This is a genomic window from Pseudobacteroides sp. (assembly GCF_036567765.1).
GTDB lineage: Bacteria > Bacillota > Clostridia > Acetivibrionales > DSM-2933 > Pseudobacteroides.
Window position 1 is genome coordinate 104,837 of record NZ_DATCTU010000033.1, and the last position, 17,840, is coordinate 122,676.

Annotated in this window: 21 protein-coding genes; 7 read left to right on the top strand and 14 right to left on the bottom strand. The window is 35.8% G+C overall.

Annotated elements, in window-relative coordinates:
• Positions 1–15: 15 nt before the first annotated feature.
• From VIO64_RS05985 to VIO64_RS06025, 9 genes are all read right to left on the bottom strand, one after another.
• Entirely contained in the window at positions 16–1,320 is a 1,305-nt protein-coding gene (locus tag VIO64_RS05985; RefSeq protein ID WP_331916161.1) for an S-layer homology domain-containing protein, read from the bottom strand.
• 13 nt (positions 1,321–1,333) lie between these two features.
• On the bottom strand, positions 1,334–1,927 hold the full coding sequence (locus VIO64_RS05990) for a hypothetical protein (protein WP_331916163.1): 594 nt from the start codon (positions 1,925–1,927) through the stop codon (positions 1,334–1,336).
• A gap of 567 nt (positions 1,928–2,494) precedes the next feature.
• Positions 2,495–2,830, bottom strand: coding sequence for a hypothetical protein (locus VIO64_RS05995; protein ID WP_331916165.1), 336 nt, complete (start codon positions 2,828–2,830; stop codon positions 2,495–2,497).
• Between the two features lie 18 nt (positions 2,831–2,848).
• Complete coding sequence (locus VIO64_RS06000; protein WP_331916167.1) at positions 2,849–3,805, bottom strand: hypothetical protein; 957 nt, start codon at positions 3,803–3,805, stop codon at positions 2,849–2,851.
• Positions 3,806–3,882: 77 nt separating this feature from the next.
• On the bottom strand, positions 3,883–4,449 hold the full coding sequence (locus VIO64_RS06005; protein ID WP_331916169.1) for a recombinase family protein: 567 nt from the start codon (positions 4,447–4,449) through the stop codon (positions 3,883–3,885).
• A gap of 387 nt (positions 4,450–4,836) precedes the next feature.
• The gene (locus VIO64_RS06010) at positions 4,837–4,995 is read right to left on the bottom strand and encodes a hypothetical protein (RefSeq protein ID WP_331916171.1); all 159 of its coding nucleotides are present in this window, start codon (positions 4,993–4,995) and stop codon (positions 4,837–4,839) included.
• Between the two features lie 61 nt (positions 4,996–5,056).
• Positions 5,057–6,184: an XRE family transcriptional regulator gene (locus VIO64_RS06015; RefSeq protein WP_331916173.1), complete on the bottom strand. Its 1,128-nt coding sequence runs from the start codon at positions 6,182–6,184 to the stop codon at positions 5,057–5,059.
• Positions 6,185–6,240: 56 nt separating this feature from the next.
• Positions 6,241–6,447: a hypothetical protein gene (locus tag VIO64_RS06020; RefSeq protein WP_331916175.1), complete on the bottom strand. Its 207-nt coding sequence runs from the start codon at positions 6,445–6,447 to the stop codon at positions 6,241–6,243.
• 293 nt (positions 6,448–6,740) lie between these two features.
• Entirely contained in the window at positions 6,741–6,893 is a 153-nt protein-coding gene (locus VIO64_RS06025; RefSeq protein WP_331916177.1) for a hypothetical protein, read from the bottom strand.
• Between the two features lie 469 nt (positions 6,894–7,362).
• Here VIO64_RS06025 and VIO64_RS06030 point away from each other — a divergent pair, with 469 nt between their 5' ends.
• Positions 7,363–7,698: a helix-turn-helix transcriptional regulator gene (locus VIO64_RS06030; RefSeq protein WP_331916179.1), complete on the top strand. Its 336-nt coding sequence runs from the start codon at positions 7,363–7,365 to the stop codon at positions 7,696–7,698.
• Positions 7,699–7,767: 69 nt separating this feature from the next.
• On the opposite strand, the gene VIO64_RS06035 is transcribed toward VIO64_RS06030, so the two are convergent.
• The 3 genes from VIO64_RS06035 to VIO64_RS06045 form a co-directional block, all read right to left on the bottom strand.
• The gene (locus VIO64_RS06035) at positions 7,768–8,460 is read right to left on the bottom strand and encodes a recombinase family protein (RefSeq protein WP_331916181.1); all 693 of its coding nucleotides are present in this window, start codon (positions 8,458–8,460) and stop codon (positions 7,768–7,770) included.
• A gap of 148 nt (positions 8,461–8,608) precedes the next feature.
• On the bottom strand, positions 8,609–8,860 hold the full coding sequence (gene spoIIID, locus VIO64_RS06040) for a sporulation transcriptional regulator SpoIIID (RefSeq protein WP_331916183.1): 252 nt from the start codon (positions 8,858–8,860) through the stop codon (positions 8,609–8,611).
• A complete protein-coding gene (locus VIO64_RS06045; protein WP_331916185.1) occupies positions 8,857–9,042 on the bottom strand; it encodes a sporulation transcriptional regulator SpoIIID in 186 nt (61 codons plus the stop codon). The genes spoIIID and VIO64_RS06045 overlap by 4 nt, the downstream gene beginning before the upstream one ends.
• A 322-nt stretch (positions 9,043–9,364) precedes the next feature.
• Between VIO64_RS06045 and VIO64_RS06050 the strand changes: the two genes are divergently transcribed.
• Both VIO64_RS06050 and VIO64_RS06055 read left to right on the top strand, forming a co-directional pair.
• Positions 9,365–10,225 (top strand): hypothetical protein, encoded by an 861-nt coding sequence (locus tag VIO64_RS06050; RefSeq protein WP_331916187.1) that lies wholly within the window; start codon positions 9,365–9,367, stop codon positions 10,223–10,225.
• A 4-nt stretch (positions 10,226–10,229) separates the two neighbouring features.
• Entirely contained in the window at positions 10,230–10,451 is a 222-nt protein-coding gene (locus tag VIO64_RS06055; RefSeq protein ID WP_331916189.1) for a helix-turn-helix transcriptional regulator, read from the top strand.
• Positions 10,452–10,498: 47 nt separating this feature from the next.
• Here the strand turns inward: VIO64_RS06055 and dcm are convergent, their stop codons facing one another.
• Entirely contained in the window at positions 10,499–11,494 is a 996-nt protein-coding gene (gene dcm, locus VIO64_RS06060; RefSeq protein ID WP_331916191.1) for a DNA (cytosine-5-)-methyltransferase, read from the bottom strand.
• A gap of 191 nt (positions 11,495–11,685) precedes the next feature.
• Between dcm and VIO64_RS06065 the strand changes: the two genes are divergently transcribed.
• The 4 genes from VIO64_RS06065 to VIO64_RS06080 are packed head-to-tail and all read left to right on the top strand — an operon-like array spanning position 11,686 to position 16,780.
• Positions 11,686–12,639 (top strand): sugar ABC transporter substrate-binding protein, encoded by a 954-nt coding sequence (locus VIO64_RS06065; RefSeq protein WP_331916193.1) that lies wholly within the window; start codon positions 11,686–11,688, stop codon positions 12,637–12,639.
• Between the two features lie 39 nt (positions 12,640–12,678).
• Positions 12,679–14,118 (top strand): sensor histidine kinase, encoded by a 1,440-nt coding sequence (locus tag VIO64_RS06070; protein WP_331916195.1) that lies wholly within the window; start codon positions 12,679–12,681, stop codon positions 14,116–14,118.
• A 6-nt stretch (positions 14,119–14,124) separates the two neighbouring features.
• Entirely contained in the window at positions 14,125–15,732 is a 1,608-nt protein-coding gene (locus VIO64_RS06075) for a response regulator (protein WP_331916197.1), read from the top strand.
• 1 nt (position 15,733) lies between these two features.
• Positions 15,734–16,780 carry a sugar ABC transporter substrate-binding protein gene (locus VIO64_RS06080; protein WP_331916199.1) on the top strand — a complete coding sequence of 349 codons (1,047 nt, stop codon included), beginning with the start codon at positions 15,734–15,736 and terminating at the stop codon, positions 16,778–16,780.
• A 136-nt stretch (positions 16,781–16,916) separates the two neighbouring features.
• On the opposite strand, the gene VIO64_RS06085 is transcribed toward VIO64_RS06080, so the two are convergent.
• Complete coding sequence (locus VIO64_RS06085) at positions 16,917–17,726, bottom strand: M23 family metallopeptidase (protein WP_331916253.1); 810 nt, start codon at positions 17,724–17,726, stop codon at positions 16,917–16,919.
• Positions 17,727–17,840 lie beyond the last annotated feature (114 nt).

Sequence of the window (17,840 nt, forward strand, 5' to 3'; positions counted from 1 at the left end):
TTTAACCCCTTTCTTTTAGTTATCTAAACTATCTCCCCAATATTTGCCTATTGTTTTGGATATATTAAATACTACTGTTAAAGCCTCGGCACGAGTTAAAGTCTTCAAAGCTCCAACTTGGCCGTTACCGAATCCATTTATAATGCCTCTCTTGTTTAACTCGAATATGCTCATGTACAACGGCAATGGCAGTGAGGATTTGTTAACACTTGCATCGAAAACCACTTTACTGACAGACCTTCCATTTAAATAATCCTTAAGATTGGTTGAAACACGCTTACTACTGCCTACAACACCTGTTTCATCCTCAACAACTGAAGTGATGTACTTAGTTTCTATATTAATCTGCATGTCACTAAATATACTTTTATAATCATTTGGCTTACTCCAATCAGCAAAGTAACCTGTTCTATACTTGCTATTATTGTTAGCCTCTATACCACCCCACAGTCTCCAACAACGTGCAGTGATATATGCCATCTCCGCTCTGGTTATAGGTTTGGCTAATTCTTCTTTACTGTATAACCCATATAGAGGACTAGCTGAAGTCACTACAAAATAATTATAGGCTTGTCTATACCAATCCGTTTTGGTGACAATTCCATCAATAGAAGCCTTATCAAGGGTATCTCCATATTTATATTCGCCATCTCTACCTGTTGCACAAAAATATAACATCTTTAAAAATTCGGCTCTTGTCACTTCGGCAGTTCCGTCAAAGAATAATTTAGCATCTATTGACCTCCCACCGATCATTCCACTTGCTACACCTAAACCTACGTACTTGGCATACCACTCGTTACCTGTAAAATCAGGTTTACCAGTGCTAGGATTGGTGTAAGGGAATGCTCTTTTTACAGCTTCATTTACCTGACTTTGTATTCTAGGGTTGCTTATAATATCAAGTATGGTAGCTCCCTTATTAACCCCCTGCGGTAAGGACTCTAATGACTTTGTATTATACTTACTGCTGTGAAAGCTTTCCCCATACCTTATGGCCATCATTGATAATGGGTCTAAATTGCACTTTTGGTCTAATGTCAGCATGGAGTACTTCGCCCACGCAGTTTGGTTGAAATAATCAGCAATAGGTGTTAACTGTTTTGATACTTTTACTCTTCCTTCTGGTAAGTTATCCTGCCATGAACCGTCAGACCATATAGTTCCTCCTGAACCGTAGTCAGATATGCCTCTTTTTTCTGTTGTTCCTGTATTTACCAATTTCACACTATCAAGCCCTGCTGTTTGAGCCAAAACTGACGAAGTCGGAAATAAAAAAGTAGTTACTATAAGTGTAGTTGCAACAATTGTTCTTATCATTTTAAAACCCCCTTTAGTTATTTTGAAAAAACTGATTAAACAATTTAACTTTTAATGTGGTAAGCTCAGAAGGTACAGAAAATAGCTCACTTACTAAAAAAGCCAGTTTATCCTCATTTAGTACTTCGAGCTCCTTCTGTATTTCCCGAAAAGTTTGCTTGCGTAAAAAACTAATTTCCGCAGTTAATTCATCAAAGCAATATGCTCTGCTGTGAGTATTTGGTATTAGGGGAAATACACCTGGTTGAAAGTACATACTTGGATTGACGTTACATTTGACTAAGAAAAATTGAAATTCAGCTGCTAAAAACTCTTCTTCTGAACCATCAGCTATTAAGTGGATTAAATTGCTTCCAATAACATTACGAATTACTTGTGAAGCTCTTGCTAATAATAACCGCACTCCACTTGTGCTGATACCAAGACTGTCTGCTGCTTTTGAATTTCCATGCTGTAAAGCTATGCTTACCTTTTTGGCAAACTTACGATTCTGAGTCCAACTTCCACTTGAAATGTAATCTTGAATTTCTTGTAGAAGCTCTACCCTTTCTAAAGATAAGTCTTTTCTTGCTAGTGCATCTTTCAACTCTCTAAAAATTGACTTCAACTCTTGACACCTCCTGAATTAATTAATTTAATGACTTTTATGTAACTTTTTTGCAAAAAGCAACACAAGAAGCAAATTTAAAAAGATAAATGTGTTGCTTTTTCAAAAATTATATTTTCAGGTTAGACGCATAGAAACTAAAGTCACTAAAAGTTACAAAAATTATTAAAAAACTTTCAAATAAATATAACTTTTTCTTTTGTATCTTTTCATTCAAAAATATTTTGTATCAGAAAATTAGTCACAAAGATTAATTTTTTATATTCTATTTTTTTTATAAACGCAGAAATTTAAGGACTTTTCAGCTAAAAAATATTTGTTACGCTAAATTAACCTAAAATAAGTCACAAATTCAGTCACAAGATTTCTACTACATCGTAACCAAATTTTATGAAAATAATTCCTGTAACAAATCTACTGTACTGTCTAAATTCTTTGTAGACTGAGTTTACAAAACGCTGTGTCATGTAAATTCAAGAAGAAATGGACACAAAAAAAACAGGTGATTGCTTTGTCACCTGTTCCAATACCGCATTCTACTATATTAAATTCAAATATACAATATGACTATTTGTTTTCTTCATCAATCATCTTAAGTGCAGTTGCGATTTGTGGGAAATCGTTTTGTCTACAATTATTATCTGTTATTTCCTTTAGTGTAAACTGCTCAATCTTGCCGCCAACTTGCCTTTCATATTCAAATACTTTTTTATTATAAGTTACAACGACACCATATTCATTCATTTCTTCATCTTCCATAAAAGAAACTAATAATAATTCGGCTATGTCAAACCCCTTTTCAATTAATATAGACCTAAGTTCATCCCAATCTGAATCAGTCCTAATGTAATCCGTTAACTCATTAATATCCTGTATATAATTCTTTTCTTGTGTAGTAAACATAAATAACCCCTCCTAAAATCACTTTTTTAATGGTGTAACCATTTTATTCAATAGACCTTTTGACATAGCGACTTCTTGACAGACTGGACACATGTCCCTTGTTGCTCCCATTGCTAAAATTTCTACTTCTTGTTCTTCTGCTGCTCTCATCAAAGATTGTTCTGCGTCATTAAGGCGGTTAATACTATCACCTTCAGGTACTTTATTCTTAATAACCCTGTCATTTTTACGAATATCAGTACGTACTATGCCTTTTTGTCCTGCGGAGCTAACCCAAAATTCTTTTTTACCATCTTTGGTTCTAACAAGTGCTACACCAAAAGTTGTCCTCTTTTTTTCTTCCTCTGACATAACATTTTTAATATCATCAACTCTTGCTTGCACTGCACGCTTGTCTTCCAGTGTAGGAGCTTGATTATTAAATTGCATTTCTTTCTTACTTGCAATAAGCCGATCAGTGAAACTGATTCCACCTACAGTAGTTTTTCCAAGACTTTTATCTTCTAATACTTGTTCTTCCTGTGTTTGAGGTAAAATCTTAGTTCCTTTAATCTCTGGAGACTTCATTTCTGCTTTGGCTGTCTGCTGTGCAGATGAAGTGCATTCAACATCAGTTCCAGCTAACTGCCTAACAAAAAGCGAAAAGTATCCAACCCCTGTATTATTTGAGAACCGTTCCGAGTAGTCTACTACAAAAGCTTTGGAAAAGTTAACCTTTCGTACCACTTGATTGGACTGGGTTTCCTCAACAGTTATGTCCTTATAACAATTAGGGTCAGTTGCTGGAATTAATGCCCACTCATAAAGTGGTATTGTCTTTTCGTCTGCGTCGATTTTACCATTAATTATCATAGAGTTTATTGGGTAAGTTCTTCTACTGGTATAATCATCTGATGGTGGTTCTACATAAAAAGTGACAGATTGCACACATTTCTCTAAGGTTATACTGCCTAAAATAGATACCTTAAAATTCATTATGTCCCCTCACTATCAATATTTAATTTATCAATCCTCCCTAGTCAGTATAAATTTTAACATATATAGAAACAAAATCATACAGTTTTTTCAAGCTCTTTCACTAACTTGTAAAAGGTACTCTTCTTTAAATTTAAAAGTCTCATAGCTTCTACTGCCTGTATATCGTTTTTCTTCCAATCCTGATAAACTTTACAAAAGTCTTTCGGATACTCTGTTTTAGGTCTTCCTAAATGCTTTCCCTTAGCTTTAGCAATGGCAATGCCTTCCTTTTGCCTTTGGAGAATATACTCCCTTTCAAGTTCAGCTAAAGCACCAAAAAGTGTAAGTACAAACTTGCCTTGTGGTGTGTTTGTGTCAATGCTCTCCTTTAAACTAACAAGTCCAACCCCCTTTTCTTGTAATTGTTCAACTATAAAAAGAAGGTCTTTTGTACTTCTAGCAAGTCTGCTGATACTCTCAATGTAAAGAATATCACCTTCACGAATATAGTCCAACATCTTTTTAAGTTCTGCTCTATCTGTATCCTTTCCACTTACCTTTTCAAGAAAAACTTTTTCAACCCCTATTTCTTGTAAGGCAAATTCCTGTCTATCTGTATTTTGCTCATATGAACTTACACGAATATAACCTATCTTGGACATTTTATACAGCCCCCTCTATTCAAATTTATTATTTATCGTTTATATAAAAATGTCCGTAAAATTCACTTATATTTATCGAACGTTTAAAAAAGCAATAATAAACCTTTATAGACTTGAATTTGCGACGTTTATTATAGCTTACTTTTGTAGCCACTGGTCTGCATTCACAAATCACAAATCAACCGCCAAAATTGCCCTTTAAAACCGCTTATTTACTTTCTGAAGAAAACTACCCAAAAACAAAATAAAAACCCCTACGGGCAAATTAACGAAACCGTAAAGGCAAATAGACCACGAACGAGGATATTAATTTTAAACATAACTAACCGCCCATGCAATGTAGGCTCTTATAGCTCGCTCTAAACTACTGAATTTATTCAAAGGCAACTACCACATTAAACTCTCTTCATCCCAATTAGTACCACAACATGGTGTCTGTTCCCCATCTTCTGCACAATTTATACACAAAATGTCACCACAAAAAGGACATTTCTTATACTTTTCATCCTTCTCAATAGTACGTCCGCAACTATCACAAGTTAACATACTTAATCATCTCCTTATTTATACTTGTTACCCCTCCAATTTATAGAATACACCGTCACGCTTAAGACTTATCCAATAAAACCCCAGCTCGATGTCTTACTAACTGGGTTAAGACTGATAAACGCTCTTCCGATAAGTTGTAATTTGAATGTCTCTTAAATTCGAAGCCTAATAACTTCCTCAATCTGCCTCTTTGGGTAGAAGTCAAATAACCCCTCACTACGTCCAAGTTTGTCGCAGGAATAAATGCAAAGGTCATTTGCCTTGACTGCAAATACTCGTCCAAGTTCAGCAAATCACTGTCAAGTCCGTAATTTAGCAACGACACCCCATTGTCAAATATAGGTGCAACATCTAACAGTTCGCCAGTTGTGTTGCTTCTTATAAACCCGAAATTATTAAAGTGCCTATCCTCATTTATTACTACAGCGTCAAAAGCCATTAGGTCAAGTAGCTTGTTTTTAGTATTGTCACTTGAGTTGGAAAGTATTTCTGATACTGGCATGTTCCCAAAAACATCAAAAGCCGAAATAAAAGAGAGACTCTCAGAAGTAAATAATTTACAGGTTGAACATAAAACCCCCTTCCACCGCTCAAGGTCATATGTCACAGCATCCAACCCCATAGCTAAGGCTACCTGACTGGCATAATACTCCGAGTAGGGTTCTTTGCCCGCATTAGAATACCCTTCTGTCCCAGCTTTGTATAACAAAACCTCGTTGTTAATCCTTCTCCAACACTTTCTCAACATTCCATTCGTTGTAGGCTCAGGCGAACTTATAACCCCACTTACTTTGGTAATGTGCCCTGTAAACGCAGATAATGCTAAAACCTCAGAAAAGTTATTGTCGTATAGGTTGTAGTCCTTCCATAAGTAGCTAGAATCATGAGGGACTACCCAATAATCATCTACAAGACTTAACCCTAGTGTGATACCTAATAGAGATATTAGTCTAGGCTCGTTATTTCCTACTAACGAGCCTAAAATACTCTCGACAAATGCCCTGTTCTTAGGTACAAATCTGTGCTGTAACCAAGAAATTAGGGTATCCACTTTAAAGTTGTATGGTAATAGTACGTCGTTAACCAATATGTTGTTTACTTGATAAGTAATCTCACCAAGTGCATTCCATGATAAATTGAAGTCGATTAACGCTATGTCCTTCTTTTTAAGAATAAAATGTCTCATAAATACACTCCTGCTTGACTGAACTAGTATAATCTTTCGGTGGATTTGAAATCAAACTACTTCTTTCGATATTTCTGAGCAGATACTACGAATCCTAGACGCTCAACATCAGGTATTTTACCGCTTTCAACATCAACAGATAACCACGTTCCCAATAATGCAGGTGGCATGGTAATGATGTCACGCAAGTAAAATTCGCTACCCGACTCTAAATCATCAATCCTGCGAATCACCTGTTTATATAGTTCTTCATATGTGCCCATAATAATCCTCCTAGTCCACTTAAATTTATTATATATGTAATATGTATTCAGTTTAACATATAGTTAATAACTGTTGCACTTTTAGTAATACCACTTATACTTGTCACATTTTGTACTGCAAAGGCGACACCGCTAACAATATTATTCGCAAGTTACCCTTCGAATTTAACGAGAAATATGATGTCTCTAGAAAATATTTTTTGTTAAACAACCAAAGTGGGTTTTCTATTCCGTACTTGTCACATAGAAAATTAACGGATGCTACAACAGATGTTGCCTGAATTTGGGTAAACTTACTGAAATTCAAGCTCTTTTTCCACTGCAAGTATCCTTTCAGCATAACTTGTTTTGGTACTGTAAAATATGTCTAAAAAATCTCCAAAACAAATCCAGAAGTTGCCGAAATTGTCGTTGGATTGTAACACCATATCATTTAAGTTAATCATCAGAACCCCTTATTATTTCTAATGTTTAACTATATGTTTATTTATTATAATAAGTATACAAATTAAAATCATAAACCGCAAGATTTTAGCGACACAATAACAAAAACTGGTATCCAAAGTAAAAAGCCAGCTTTTATAACTGTACTATATTTCGTATGAGACACAGAACGATTCCCAAGAGTTCGTTGAAATATCGCAAAGATTAAACTAAAAATAAATGTGCATCCAAAAGAAATTACCCCTGAACAGATTAAAATATTTGCAAATGACATGTTATCCAATGTGCAGTCCTCCTTTTATATGTTGCTATAAATGTAATTTCCACTTATAGTTTAATTTAGTAGCAATAAAATTACAAGTATAAATTACACTTATAATTATATCAACATTTAATATATTAGTGTAATTTACACTTATGTTGTGTTTTAACGACCAGTAAAACTTGTTACAGTTTACTGGGGTGATAAAAATGCAAATTGACTATAAAAAACTTGGCAGTAGAATTCGTATTGTAAGAGAAAAGAAAAGGTTAACTCAAGAACAACTTGCTGAAATGGTAGAACTGTCAAATAACTATATAAGTAATATTGAGTTAAACCGTTCTATACCAAGCCTTGATACATTAGTCAAAATTTGCAATGCTTTGGAGGTTACACCTGACTATATTTTAATTGATTCAATTTATACATCAAAAGAATATATAAAAGACGAAATTGCGAAGAATCTTAACAAGTGCAACGAAAAAAGCATAAAAATTATATCAAAGTTTATTAGTCTGATCCTTGAAGAACAAGATTTACCATAAAGTGAGCTTAAATACAAAAATAACCCCTCTACTTAACTGTAGCGGAGTTATTCAAGTGGATGTGATATTCTACTTCTTGGTACTATTTATAATACCAGCATCCGTTAATAGTTCATGAAATGCGTATTGGCTGTAAGCATACCATTTACAAGCATTAGTTCCTCCGTAGTTTATACTATCAGAGTGTTTACAAGCAACAGGAGTGACGTCTTTCTGAAATAACCCCTGTGAACCAAAAAGCTGTATAACCTTGTTCATAAACATATCAAATGTATCAATTACCCTATAATAACAAGTATCATTGTATTTTGCATAACGTCCATTACAAAATGAAGTTGTTTGCTTTTCAAGTTCCGCAAGTAATTTTATAAATTCAAAAACAAAGTCTCCTCTTATTGTTGATGTATCTATATACGGTTCTGAAATAGATTTAAAAAATATACCTTGGCTTCTTAAAAAACTGATAAACTCTAATAGTTCTTGGACAGATGATGCCATACTTTTAATGTCCATAGCAACCACAACATCTCCCTTATTTAGTACTTGAAGCAAAGAGGCATACCCTGGCAAGTCAGCATTTATTGGTAACTGTACATATTTCCGTATATTTTTATCAACAAATATGTTCTGTTTTGGTACTATTGCTAATAATGCAATAACCTTTTCATTTAAAATCTTTTCGTTATTCTCCTTTGCTAACTTCATTTGATAATATGTAGCCTGTGGCAATATAAAAGTTCGAACATACCCATACATTTTCATAAATAATTCACTCCAGTCATATTTTTATTTTATAGTGTTGACTATAAAGGAATATGTCACTGAATAAAGTACCCAACGTCTTAAAAATAAAGACTTAAAAAAAAGTCACCATGAGTAACCCCTCATAGAGACTTTTATAAAACAATTATTAGGTACTTATTTTGTATTTATTACGTGTTGCATTTCCACCCCTGATATGTCTTTCAGCTTTATTAATTTCTAAAATGATTTTTACTTCTTCTGCAAGCTGCGGATATAAATCCATGAGTCGTTCAACAATGTCCTTATGAACTGTGGACTTACTAATGCCGAAATTTTTTGCCGTATCTCTAACGGTAGCTTTATTAGCTATGGTATAATTAGCTAGAGACAAAACCCTTTCACTTATATACTCTTTCATAGTCGTTTTTCCCCCTTAATCAATTTTGAAGAAAAATGACCAATTCCTTTCCTTTTTATAAGTGCTGTTTGTACAGTACTTTTGCTTATACCAAACTTTTTTGCAGCTGCTCTAACGGTTGCCTTGTTTTCAATAATAAAATTGGCCAAATCTACAGCACGCTCTTCTATGTACTCCTTCAATTCAGAATTCCCCCCTGTCACACCTTTGTTGGTAAAATATGTATAGCATTGAAATTGTATATGGAATTATTGGTGATAAATCCTATGGTATATTTATGCTTTAAGAAGGCCATATATGAAAAGATTTGTTAAAAACCTTAAATATGAAAGATACAATGACTATACAATGATTGTACATATACCATGCAACTTATTGTCTGTAGACTTATAAGCAGAATTTTAATAACATATATTGGAGGATATATATATAATTACATAAAAATCAATTGATTTTTATGAGGTATTAAATGTAGTGGAATTTTATTACTAGGGGGTGCAGATTATGAAGAAATGGGAGATATTTGAGCAAAATGCAGCTGGGTATATTAGAGAGGTTTGTAAGGATAATAATTTAGGGGTAACCGTGACCCAAGGCGGAGGCGCCAATAGTAATGAGGCTGATATAATAATAAGTAAAGACGGTAACGTTGTTTTTACTGTAGAGTCAAAGCTGTCTCCTTCTCAAGGCGGCCAGTTTGTTATAGTAAATTCAGGCAGTTCTTATACATTCTCTCCGGGTAATAAGCTTGATTGCAGTTACCAGAGTGCACAGGATATTATAGGTTATCTAAATACAAACTACGGAAAGTTTAATAATGTGGTACAGTCTGCTATAAACATAGAGTGTCTCAGCAGCACCCTGATAAGTTGGGTTATAAATCATTACAAGGCAAAAGAAAGTAAATTTGTTATAACATCTACAAAACCTGATGGTAATATGATACTTATACCTATCGATAGTCTGGGAATATATTTTGAAGTAACTGCTTGTCTTAGAAGGAAAAAAAGCGGGTCAGCCCATCTGCCTAAAATGGAATTCGGAAGGGCAGAAAGAGAACTCAAGGATTATTTAAAAAGAATTGGAAATGGCGTCCGAGAATTCAAAATGGAAGGCAATAAGGCGGTTTTAACATTAAAGAACCCTGTAGATCTTGCCAAAAGTCAGTGCTACTTGGGTCCTGATCTTTTCTTGTCTAAACAGAGCTCAACGAGATATTATATTAAGAAGAGAAGTGGTACCAACAATGAGACAGTAGTTTTCTCGCTAAGATATACCGGAGAAGACAGAGAGCAAGGTAAAGAGCTTCTAGTAGTAGAAATAAGGAACAGACTAAGTGAGATGGATCAGATAGGGAGGATATAAAAAAGTGGGAAGTGGTATATGTGGGAAGTTCGGAGTTAATGTCAGGAAGTACAGGAATGAAAAGGGCTTTTCCCAGGAGAAACTGGCAGAAATAACAGGGCTTCACAGAACATATATTTCTGATGTTGAAAGAGGCACTCGGAGCATATCTTTAGATAATATTGAAAAACTGGCAAATGCTTTAGAGATTCAAGTGTACAAGCTTTTTGTATTTGAAAACATCTGATGTTGTTTGCCAGTTCTAAGAAAAAATAACATTTATGAACTCAGCATCTAGGGAATTATGTCTTCGTGGTTTTTAACAAAGTCCCTCAGCCCATCAAGTTGTACAACGTTTTTTAATATAGACTTGAGAACCGGAATTGCAACGCTGTTTCCAAACTGCTTATAGGCCTGCCCATCAGAAACGGGAATTATAAAGTCGGCTGGGAAGCCTTGAACAAGGCAGCATTCTCGTGGTGCAAGCTTGCGTACCCTGCCGTTTATCAGATACGCCCCTGTTTTTGCAGCTGCACCTCCGCCGTGGGCAGATAAAGTCACTGCATGACCATATGGGCTGTAAATTCTTTCGCCTTGCCCGCCCTTGTTGATTGTTCCTATCCGTAAGGGTTTTGCTGCATGGTTTTGCTCCAAATTGTAATATAAAACCATATCATTTCTGTCAATCACATATTTGTCGGTTTCATTATCAGGAAGAAGTATGTCACATAAATAAGTATAGCTGCCCGATGGTTCAGGAAACTGGTAATAATCTACACCTAGATCTTTTCTGAAACACAGCATGTATACCCTTTCTCTAAATTGAGGAACGCTGTAGTGGCCTGCGTTGAGAACCTTGTAAAAGACATTGTAACCAAGGTCATTGAGTATATCCAGCATATGTTTAAAGGTTTTTCCGCTGTCATGGCGGACAAGGTTTTTCACATTCTCAAGAAATAGCATCAAGGGCTTGTGATATTCAGTTATCCGGGCTATTTCAAAAAACAGGGTACCCCTTGTATCCTCAAAGCCTCTCTGCTTCCCGCTTATACTGAATGCCTGGCAAGGAAAGCCTCCGCACAGTATGTCATGGGAGGGTATCTCATGGCTCTTAATAAGGGTGATATCTCCGAAAGGCTTTTCACCATAATTAGCTTCATATGTAATACAGGCTTGTTCATCTATTTCTGAGGAAAACACGCACTTTCCTCCATAATACTCAAGGGCTTGCCTGAACCCTCCAATACCCGCAAACAGATCTATAAATTTTAAATCGTTAAACTTTTTCATTATTGTTCTCCACGTATATTATATAAATTGGATTGAAAGTCAACTGTATAATAATATCCATTATACATTATAGCCATAGAAGTTACGATATCAATTTCTGCACATCAGGTATTGATTTTATTTTAATATAGTAGTTAAATATAGGTAGCAAAGAAATAATGGGTTGAACTGTAATTTATAGGAGAAATAGAATGGCAAAAAGGTATATATTTTTACTTATTATTTTAGTACTATCTGTAATAAGTATATCTGCAGGCACTCTGTACTCAGTAAAAACCAAGAGTGAAGGGCGGCCTTTTGATTTCAAATACACTTTTGCATTTATTCCTCAGCAAAAGCACGATCCTTTTTGGAAAGAGGTAAGGGTGGGTGTGGAAGAAGTGGCAAAGAAAGAAAACATTTCGCTGCAGGTAATGGAAAGTGATTGGACTGACGAGGAAGCGGAGCTGGATTTTTTTAATATAGCAATCCTGTCAAAGGTTGATGGAATAATTGCACACTCTTATGATAAGCCCCAATTTATTGATGTCATTAATAAAGCTGAGAACGAAGGTATCCCGGTAATTACAATTGATACAGATTGCCCGCTTAGCAATAGGAGTGCTTATGTCGGAATAGATTATAAGTATGCAGGGGAAAGAGCAGCGGAGGCTGTGACTCAAAGTATGAGTGCAAATGCTCATATCGCAATTCTGTCACCTGACACAGGAGATGGATCAAGAACAGACGGATTTTTGGAAAAGGTCACTTCCAGTCCGGGTATAGGCATAACTGCAAGTGTGAAGACGAGTTCAAATATCCTCGAGGCTAGGAGTGCTATAAGAAAATTATTAGTCAAACACCCGGATATCAATTATGTTTTCTGCACCAATTACAACGATACTATCGGTGCGGCCAGAGAAATTGTTGATCTCAACAAATCCGAAAGGATCAAAATAATAGGTTCTGACTATGTTTTGAAGGATAGTATAAACTACGAGATGGAAACTTACATCAAGACAGGGACAATTTTAGCTAATGTGATACAGGATCCTTATAGCATAGGTAAAAATGCAATGAGTAAAATGATTAATCATAAAAAAGGGAAATTAGAAAAGCCTGAAGAGGAGGGCTTCGATTTTGTTTATACAGAGTTTTCGGAATAACGAGCTTTTATTTTACTTCACATAGATAGGGGCAAGAAAATGTTTTTTAGTATTAAAACCAAACTAGTAGTGTTTTTTGTAACATTGATTTTAGCAATGAGCGTTGTAAGTTATTTTGTTTTTCTCCAGTATTCATCATTTGTTCACAACCTGAAGTCTCTTGATAATATTATGGAGGATATCAATAAAACACAATCCGATCTTGCAAATGACATCGTGCTTACAAGGTTTGTGCCTAGAAATTTTGATTCACAGGTAAGCTCCAACAAGCTGATAAACGATATAAATGACGCTTTCTATCTAAAGCTTATGGATCCTTCGGAATATGCAACCTATAGAAGTATTCAAGAAATGGTGCTATCCTATACCGAAGAAGCAAAGGAAGCCCTTCGTGCCAAATCAGGAAGGAATCCGGAAAAATCCCTCATACATTTTAATAAATCTGAGAAAATAGCAGGTTATATGAAGGAACAAATCAATAAGCTGGTTTCTTCCTACAGGATAGGTCTTGTCCAAAAGATGCAGAACCAGTACATTATAGTAATAACGCTTTTTGCAACAGCATTTGTAAGCATTGTTTTCTCCATTGTATTCTCAGGAAGGATAACAAGACATATAATGAATCTTACAAAGGTTGCACATATTGTTTCAGGTGGCAAATTTGATATTGAGGAGATTCCCATAACTGGAAAAGATGAAATAAGCATTCTTACGTCAGCATTTAACACAATGATTTCCAATATAAAAAAGTTGATTTCTGAGATAAAGGAAAAGGCTGAGGTGGAAAAGAAGCTGAAACAAAAGGAAGTTGAGAATCTTGAAATAAATAATCTTCTTAAAGAGGCGGAGCTTAGAGCATTACAGGCACAAATCAACCCTCACTTTCTTTTTAATACGCTAGGCTGTGTAGCACATACTGCATTAAAGGAAGATGCTGATAAAACATATGATCTGATAATGTCGGTGGCTGACTTGTTTCGCTACAATCTCTCAAGATCCCATAAATACGGCACCTTGAGGGATGAGATAAATAATATTAAGGAGTACATAAATATACAAAAGGCTAGGTTTAATGACAAATTTGAATTTAGTGTCCAGATAGAAGATGACAGCCTGCTGGATATAACAATACCATGCCTCAGTATCCAGCCTATTGTTGAAAATTCTTTCCTGCATGGTATAGAAAAGATAGAAAAACCGGGTATTATTAAAATAAGTGTGTTTAAGAAACAAAAAAATATTGTTGTAGAGATATGGGATACCGGTGTTGGCATGAGTGAGGCAAGGATAAAAGAAATAATGTCGGATGATCCCCTTCCGGATTTTAATGTCCCTGCAGGACACACCACAAGCCTTGGATTAAAAAACGTAATTAAGCGATTGAGATTGTTTTACCGGAAAAGGGATGTGATAGAAATAAAGAGCCAAGTGGGAGAAAGTACAAGCGTTATTCTTTATCTTCCTGCAGAAATGGAGTGATGCATTATGTATAAAATGATAATCGCTGATGATGAGTCTTTTGTAAGAGACGCTTTTAAGATGGTAATAAACAAGCATTTTCCTCAAATTAGGATTGTAGCTGAGGCACAGACAGGGAGAGAGGCTATTGAAAGAGCTTCGGAATATAACCCCAATCTTATGATCATGGATGTTAAAATGCCGGGTATTAATGGGTTACAGGCTATATCCGAAATTAAGAAAATCAACCCTGAAACCAGGTTTATAGTTTTAACTGCATATGATTACTTTAAGTATGCTAAGGAGGCGTTGAGTCTATCTGTTGATGAATATATTTTAAAGCCAGCCAGAAAGGAAAGAATTATTGAATCGGTGGGTAAGGTGCTTGGTATTATAGAAGAGGTGAAGAGCAAGAAAAACCAGGAGTTGGAGCTCAAAGAAAGGTTAAGCAATGTGCTTCCGGTATTGGAAAGCGAATTTGCACTTTCAATGGTTTTTGGAGATGTAGAGAGAATTAATCAGATGGACTATCCAAAGCTTTTAGGTAAATCATTCGATGCAGGCTATTCAATGGTTTTGGATTTTAATATAACCGAGAGTAAAAGCAGGGATATGATAAAAAGTATGCTAATATCAAAGGTAAGGGACCTTCTTATTATGTTCTTTAATGCCAGAGTAGGCTATTGTATTATCAGCCCTGTCTTTTCAAGCAGGATTGCAGTTTTCTTTCCAGAGGATGGAATTAATGATATTGATGAAATCAGAATGATTTCTATAGATCTGGCAAAAAGCCTGATTAAAAAGATTCAGGATGAACTGGAAATAATGCCTTCAGTTGGCATAGGAGGTTTGCATAAAGGCATTGGAGGCCTTATTGAGTCGTATAATGAGGCAAACCTGGCTGTAAGCTCAAAGACACAGTCAGTAAGCCATGTGGATGATATTGAAATCAAAAGGATAGATACCTCATATTCGCTGAAGCTTGAACGCCAGTTATGTGAAAAAATCCGGCAAAATGACAAGTATGATGCATTAGCAACATTTAAAGAGCTTTATTTTTCGATAATCACATGGGAAACCAGGGATATTACAAATAAGATGTGTGAGCTTATGGTGGTTTTGACACGAATACCTCTGGAATTTGAGATGGAAAGTGCTGCAAATAGATTTTTCGATGATACTGAAAGAAAAAAGATTTTAATGTTCGAATCAAAACAGGAGATATACGAATGGTGTGCTTCCAAAATACAACGATTGGTGAGCCATTTGGCGGACTCAAAAATTACCAATACAGAAGATGATATTATCCTAAGTGCTGCCAGATTCATTGAAACCAATTACATGCATGAAATAACATTGGAGGACGTTGCAAAAGCAGTTAATGTCAGTCCTTATTATTTAAGTAAACTTTTTAAAAGTCAGATGAGTCAGAATTTTATTGATTTTCTTACTGATTTAAGGGTAGACGCTGCAAAGAAGAGAATACCCGACTCTAATGTGAGCATAAAGGAAATATGCTACGAGGTAGGATATAATGACCCCAATTATTTTACAAGGGTGTTCAAGAAGGTAACAGGGCAGACACCTTTAGAATATAGGCAGGCTAATAAGTCAACGGGCAGTGAGGGAAAATAACATGGGAATCACAAGATGCTCTAAAGCGGCTATTATTTTTGCTTCTGTTTGTGTGATTGTACTTTTTATTGCAGGCTGTGCTTCAGAACAAAGAAAAGATAAAAAGGACATTAAAGTTGGCTTTTTGATAGATGCACTGTGGGAGGAACGTTGGGGAAGAGACATGGAGCTCTTTACAAAAAATGTACAGGATTATGGGGCTCAGGTCTATGCAAAATCTGCAAGCGGCCAAAAGGATTTGCAGGAAAAGATGGCCAAAGAGCTCATAAAGCAAGAAGTTGATGTGCTTGTTGTAGTGCCCAACAGCAGCATATCTGCCAAATCAATAGTTGATCTTGCTCATAAAAACGGAGTAAAGGTTATTGCGTATGACAGAATGATCAGGGACTGTAATCTGGACTATTATGTATCCTTTGACAGCAGAAAGGTTGGAGAGATTCAAGCTGAGTATCTGGTAAAAAAATTCCCAAAGGGTAACTATATACTTGTGGGAGGCTCAAAGGAGGATCACAATGCCAAACTTCTCTGGGAAGGGCAGCATAAGGTGCTTGATCCTTACGTAAAACGTGGAGATATTAAAATCGTGTCTGAAACGTGGACTGAAGGTTGGAATCCGGAAATCGCATACAAAAATGTAAGTCAGGCATTAAGGGGAAATAAATATGATATTGCAGCAGTATTAGCATCAAATGACGGTTGTGCAGGCACTGCCTTTCAGGCACTATCAGAACGTAAGCTTGCAGGCAAGGTCGGGCTTACAGGCCAGGACGCAGATATAGCCGCCTGCCAGAGAATAGTCGAGGGAACTCAATCAATGACGGTTTACAAGCCAATAGAAAAGCTGGCTTTAAAGGCTGCAGAGATTGCTGTGATGCTTGCGAAAGGCAAGAAGGTACCAACCGAAACCCAATTAAATAATGGTATGGTTGATGTTCCATCATTTCTTATTGACCCGGCTTGCGTAGACAAAAACAATATAGATGAGATTGTCATTGGAGACGGATGGCAGAAAAAGAGGGAGGTTTACCTAAATGTATCGGGATACTAGGAATTTCAGCACAAAAACACTTTAGACCCGAACAAAGCCAGGTGCCTAAATATCCAAGCTGGATAAAAGGCATCTGTATTTATAGGTATAAAGTGCTGTGTTTTTTTATAATGTATAGCTCGGTAAAGGAGTATTTTTACTCCTTTGGTAAGTAATTTGCGGGATTCACAGGCTCATCGTTTTTAAGTACTTCAAAATGAAGATGGGGCTGTTCTGCTGATTCAAATACAGCAGTATTCCCAACACACCCTATAATGTCTCCAATACTGACCTTTTGGTTTGTTGAAACCATATTACTGCTTGCAAGGTTTGCATATACAGTTTTAAGCCCATTTGAGTGATCCAGCACAATCGTGATACCATACCTTGGATCATCCGTTATTTCACTCACATAACCATCTGCAACTGCTTTTACAGCAGAGCCTTTTTCACAGGCAATTTCCACATACTCGTGGGTTTGCCACTGCTCAAGTGTTTTTGAGTACACAGGCTTATCACTTGAATAATCAACGCATATTTGTCCGAAAACGGGCATTATCATATCGAGACTTTTAGCGATATTTTTACCTGAAGCGGGTTTATCAGTGTTTTTACCGCTATTAGCCGATGGCTTGGCTGTGGGCTTTGCAGTTACAGCCGGTGTTGGACTTGGAGCCAACTTAGTAGGTGTTGCTGCCTGCAATTTGTTTTCCTCATTGCTCTTATTCGGTACAAGTTTTTCGGGACTTTTTCCAAGAATGCTGGAAGCAGGGTTGTTAATCTCATCAGAAATTTCTCCTTGAGCAATGTTTTTTACATTCCCTGTTTGTTCGGTTCCCATGGTAAAGTATACAGTAGCACCCAAAATGCAGACACATAGGGTCAAAACGATGTAAAACAATCTTTTATCAAGAAAGTTCAATATTTTTTTTCTTGTTAATTTTTTTTCGGGGAATAACTTTTTCATATTCACAATATCCACCTCCATACTTTATTGTTACCGTCATAAGGAACAATATACATCAAAATAAAAATTTACTAATTCTCATATGTAGGATATAATAAAATTACATGGACATAA

Excerpts from the sequence above, each read along its gene's own strand:
- VIO64_RS05995 (WP_331916165.1), bottom strand. The coding sequence starts at position 2,830 with ATGTTTACTACACAAGAAAAGAATTATATACAGGATATTAATGAGTTA.
- dcm (WP_331916191.1), bottom strand. The coding sequence starts at position 11,494 with ATGAAAAAGTTTAACGATTTAAAATTTATAGATCTGTTTGCGGGTATT.
- VIO64_RS06075 (WP_331916197.1), top strand. The coding sequence starts at position 14,125 with ATGTATAAAATGATAATCGCTGATGATGAGTCTTTTGTAAGAGACGCT.
- VIO64_RS06065 (WP_331916193.1), top strand. The coding sequence starts at position 11,686 with ATGGCAAAAAGGTATATATTTTTACTTATTATTTTAGTACTATCTGTA.
- VIO64_RS06030 (WP_331916179.1), top strand. The coding sequence starts at position 7,363 with ATGCAAATTGACTATAAAAAACTTGGCAGTAGAATTCGTATTGTAAGA.
- VIO64_RS06020 (WP_331916175.1), bottom strand. The coding sequence starts at position 6,447 with ATGGGCACATATGAAGAACTATATAAACAGGTGATTCGCAGGATTGAT.
- VIO64_RS06070 (WP_331916195.1), top strand. The coding sequence starts at position 12,679 with ATGTTTTTTAGTATTAAAACCAAACTAGTAGTGTTTTTTGTAACATTG.
- VIO64_RS06015 (WP_331916173.1), bottom strand. The coding sequence starts at position 6,184 with ATGAGACATTTTATTCTTAAAAAGAAGGACATAGCGTTAATCGACTTC.
- VIO64_RS06025 (WP_331916177.1), bottom strand. The coding sequence starts at position 6,893 with ATGATTAACTTAAATGATATGGTGTTACAATCCAACGACAATTTCGGC.
- VIO64_RS06010 (WP_331916171.1), bottom strand. The coding sequence starts at position 4,995 with ATGTTAACTTGTGATAGTTGCGGACGTACTATTGAGAAGGATGAAAAG.
- VIO64_RS06035 (WP_331916181.1), bottom strand. The coding sequence starts at position 8,460 with ATGAAAATGTATGGGTATGTTCGAACTTTTATATTGCCACAGGCTACA.
- VIO64_RS06085 (WP_331916253.1), bottom strand. The coding sequence starts at position 17,726 with ATGAAAAAGTTATTCCCCGAAAAAAAATTAACAAGAAAAAAAATATTG.
- spoIIID (WP_331916183.1), bottom strand. The coding sequence starts at position 8,860 with ATGAAAGAGTATATAAGTGAAAGGGTTTTGTCTCTAGCTAATTATACC.
- VIO64_RS05985 (WP_331916161.1), bottom strand. The coding sequence starts at position 1,320 with ATGATAAGAACAATTGTTGCAACTACACTTATAGTAACTACTTTTTTA.
- VIO64_RS06005 (WP_331916169.1), bottom strand. The coding sequence starts at position 4,449 with ATGTCCAAGATAGGTTATATTCGTGTAAGTTCATATGAGCAAAATACA.
- VIO64_RS06050 (WP_331916187.1), top strand. The coding sequence starts at position 9,365 with ATGAAGAAATGGGAGATATTTGAGCAAAATGCAGCTGGGTATATTAGA.
- VIO64_RS06080 (WP_331916199.1), top strand. The coding sequence starts at position 15,734 with ATGGGAATCACAAGATGCTCTAAAGCGGCTATTATTTTTGCTTCTGTT.
- VIO64_RS06000 (WP_331916167.1), bottom strand. The coding sequence starts at position 3,805 with ATGAATTTTAAGGTATCTATTTTAGGCAGTATAACCTTAGAGAAATGT.